The organism is Ferrovibrio sp. (genome assembly GCF_029255545.1).
Lineage (GTDB): Bacteria > Pseudomonadota > Alphaproteobacteria > Ferrovibrionales > Ferrovibrionaceae > Ferrovibrio.
In genome coordinates this window covers 121,007-124,056 of sequence record NZ_JANLJJ010000094.1, presented here as the reverse complement: position 1 = coordinate 124,056, position 3,050 = coordinate 121,007, and the positions used below count along the sequence as shown (strand labels likewise).

General features: G+C 67.4%; 3 protein-coding genes. All 3 read left to right on the top strand.

Annotated features, from left to right (window positions below; all coding sequences use genetic code 11):
• Positions 1 to 528, top strand: a 528-nt coding sequence (locus Q1J79_RS18890; RefSeq protein ID WP_300303518.1) for an SDR family NAD(P)-dependent oxidoreductase, incomplete at its 5' end; no start/stop codon positions are given.
• Positions 529 to 542: 14 nt separating this feature from the next.
• Positions 543 to 1,961: an aldehyde dehydrogenase family protein gene (locus Q1J79_RS18885; protein ID WP_300303515.1), complete on the top strand. Its 1,419-nt coding sequence runs from the start codon at positions 543 to 545 to the stop codon at positions 1,959 to 1,961.
• A gap of 80 nt (positions 1,962 to 2,041) precedes the next feature.
• Positions 2,042 to 2,833: a DNA-binding transcriptional regulator gene (locus tag Q1J79_RS18880; protein ID WP_300303512.1), complete on the top strand. Its 792-nt coding sequence runs from the start codon at positions 2,042 to 2,044 to the stop codon at positions 2,831 to 2,833.
• The last annotated feature ends 217 nt before the right edge of the window (positions 2,834 to 3,050 follow it).

Here is a 3,050-nt window from a genome sequence, read left to right as displayed (position 1 = left end):
GTGCAGGCCGTGCAGGCCCGTTTTGGCCGGCTCGATGCGCTGGTCAATTGCGGCGGCGCCACCACGCCGGTGCCCGCCAACGACCTCGACAGGCTGACGGATGAGATCTTCGACCGGACCGTCACGCTCAACCTGCGCGGCCCCTTTGCCATGATCCGCGCCTTCCGCCCCTTGCTGGAACGTGGCGAGCAGGCGGCAATCGTGAACATTTCCTCCATCGCGGCCCGCACCGGCCTGGGCAGCAGCCTGGCCTATCTGTCGGCCAAGGCGGGCGTCGACGCGCTGACCATCGCGCTGGCGAAAGTGCTGGCGCCGAAAATCCGCGTCTTCTCCGTCTCGCCCGCCGGGGTGGATACCGATTTTGTCCCCGGCCGCACCCGCGAGCAGCTGGAGAAAACCGCCGAACGGCTGCCGCTGGCCCATGTCACCACCCCGGATGATGTGGCCAGGGCCGCGGTGGCCTGCATCGTCAATCTGACCAGTTCGACGGGCATTGTCGTGCCGGTGGACGAAGGCCGGCATCTCTGAAGGAAGCATAGGGCATGATCGAGAAACTGAAATTCTACATCGACGGCGCCTGGGTGGATCCGGCCGCGCCGTCAACCCTGGGCGTGATGAACCCGGCGACGGAGGAAACCTTCGCCCGGATCAGCCTGGGGTCAAAGCAGGATGTCGACCGCGCCGTGCAGGCCGCGCGCCGTGCCTTCGCCACGTATTGCGATACCAGCGTCGAAGAGCGGCTGTCTTATCTTCAGAAGATCATCGCGGGCTTCAAGGCGCGCCTGCCGGAACTGGCGCGCACGATGACCCTGGAGATGGGCGCGCCGATCACCTTCGCGACCGAACGTCAGGCCACCGTCGCCCTGTTTCATTTCGAGGAGGCCGCGCGTGTGCTGGCGCAATACCGGTTCGAGGAACCGATGGGCCCCGGCATCATCCGCCGCGAACCGATTGGCGTCTGCGGCCTGATCACGCCGTGGAACTGGCCGTTGAACCAGGTGGCCTCCAAGGTCGCGCCGGCACTGGCCACGGGCTGCACGGTGGTGCTGAAGCCCAGCGAGATCGCGCCGATCAGCGCCATGCTGGTTGCCGAGATCCTGCATGATGCCGGCCTGCCGGCGGGCGTCTTCAATCTGGTGAATGGCGACGGGCCCACGGTGGGCGAGGCCATCGCTGCCCATCCGGAGATCGACATGGTGTCGTTCACCGGCTCGACGGCGGCCGGCATCCGGGTGGCCAAGCTGGCCGCCGACACGGTCAAGCGCGTGGCGCAGGAACTGGGCGGCAAGTCGGCCAACATCATCCTGCCCGATGCCGACCTGAAAACCGCCGTGATCGCCGGCGTCCATGCCTGCTACACGAATGGCGGCCAGAACTGCCAGTCGCCCACCCGCATGCTGATCCCGCGTGCGCAGCGCGATGCGGCCTTCGCGGCGGCACGCCAGGCGGTCGACAGCGTCCGCCTGGGCGACCCGCTCGATCCGGCCACCACCATGGGGCCGCTGGTGAGCCCGGCGCAGTTCGACAAGGTGCAGGACCTGATCCAGTCGGGCATCGACGAGGGCGCGACCCTGGTGGCGGGCGGCACAGGCCGGCCGGCCGACCTGAATCGTGGCTATTTCGTCCGCCCGACCGTTTTCGGCGACGTCACGCCGCAGATGCGCATCGCCCGCGAGGAAATCTTCGGCCCGGTGCTGTCGATCATCGGCTACGACACCGAGGACGAGGCGGTCGGGATCGCCAACGATACGCCGTTCGGACTGGCGGGCTTTGTGCAGTCGCGGAACCGCGACCATGCCCGCGCCATTGCCAACCGCATCCGGGCCGGCCGCGTCTATCTCAACGGCGCGCCGTTCGACCGCAGCCTGCCCTTCGGCGGCTACAAGCAGTCGGGCAACGGGCGCGAATTCGGCGTATTCGGCTTCGAGGAGTATCTCGAGGTGAAGGCCATCCTCGGCTGAACCGGCGCCCGGCCATCGCCCGCTTGCATTTCCCGGATCGGCGTTCCACAGTGCGAAATAAGAAGCATCGAGGAAACGCCATGCCGGCCCCAGTGCTGGACAAAGACGCTCACGTCCAGTCGGTCGCGCGCGCGCTCGACCTGCTGGAGGCGCTGAACCGCCAGAAGGTCGCTTCGATCAAGCAGCTGCATGAGGCAACCGGCCTGCCCAAGCCGACCATCGTGCGCCTGCTCAAGACCCTGACCGCGCGCGGCTATGTCGCCAACGACCAGCGCCAGGGCGGGTATTCCGTCACGTCTCTGGTCCGCGCGCTGAGCTGCGGCTTCCATGGCGATCCGCTGGTGGTGGAGGCGGGCCGGGCCTGGGCGATCGACCTCACGCAGCGCTTCAAGTGGCCGGTGGCCATCGCGGTGCTCGACGAGGACGCGGTCACCGTGCGGTTCAGCACCATTCCCGACAGTCCCATTTCGCCGTTCCAGGCCACCGTGGGCCGGCGGCTGAGCCTGGTGTCGCGCGCGCTCGGTCGGGCCTATCTCGCCTTCTGCCCCACTGCCGAACGCAACATCCTGCTGCAGATCCTGGCCGCGTCGAAGGATCCGGAAAACGCGCCAGCGCGCCGCCCGCCCGCGCTGCTGCGCAACCTGCAGTCCATGCGCAGCCAGGGCTATGCCGAACGCGACCCGAATGTGGAGCCGAAATCCTCATCCACGCTGGCGGTGCCGGTGATGGATGGCAGCCGCGTGCTGGCGACCCTGGGGCTGACCTATTTCACCTCCGCCATGAAACGCGGCAAGGCGGTCGAGCTGTATGTGCCGCACCTGCGCTCCGCAGCCGAGAATATCGCGCGCAGCATCGACAGCCTCGGGGGCTGATCGCCCGATACGTCGTTCCGTATTGCGGAACGCCGCCGGAAACTTCGCCACGCTCCACCCCGCCTTGCCTATGATCCGGTCCAATCCTTGGATAACGGCGAGGGAGGCGCGCCATGTACAATCCCAACGATCCACGTGCGAGCCTGGCCCCCAGGCCGGCCGGCAGTCCTGCCGTTCCCGTCACGGCCTATGGCGACTGCGAGTATGTGCGTTTCTA

Excerpts from the sequence above, each read along its gene's own strand:
- Q1J79_RS18885 (WP_300303515.1), top strand. The coding sequence starts at position 543 with ATGATCGAGAAACTGAAATTCTACATCGACGGCGCCTGGGTGGATCCG.
- Q1J79_RS18880 (WP_300303512.1), top strand. The coding sequence starts at position 2,042 with ATGCCGGCCCCAGTGCTGGACAAAGACGCTCACGTCCAGTCGGTCGCG.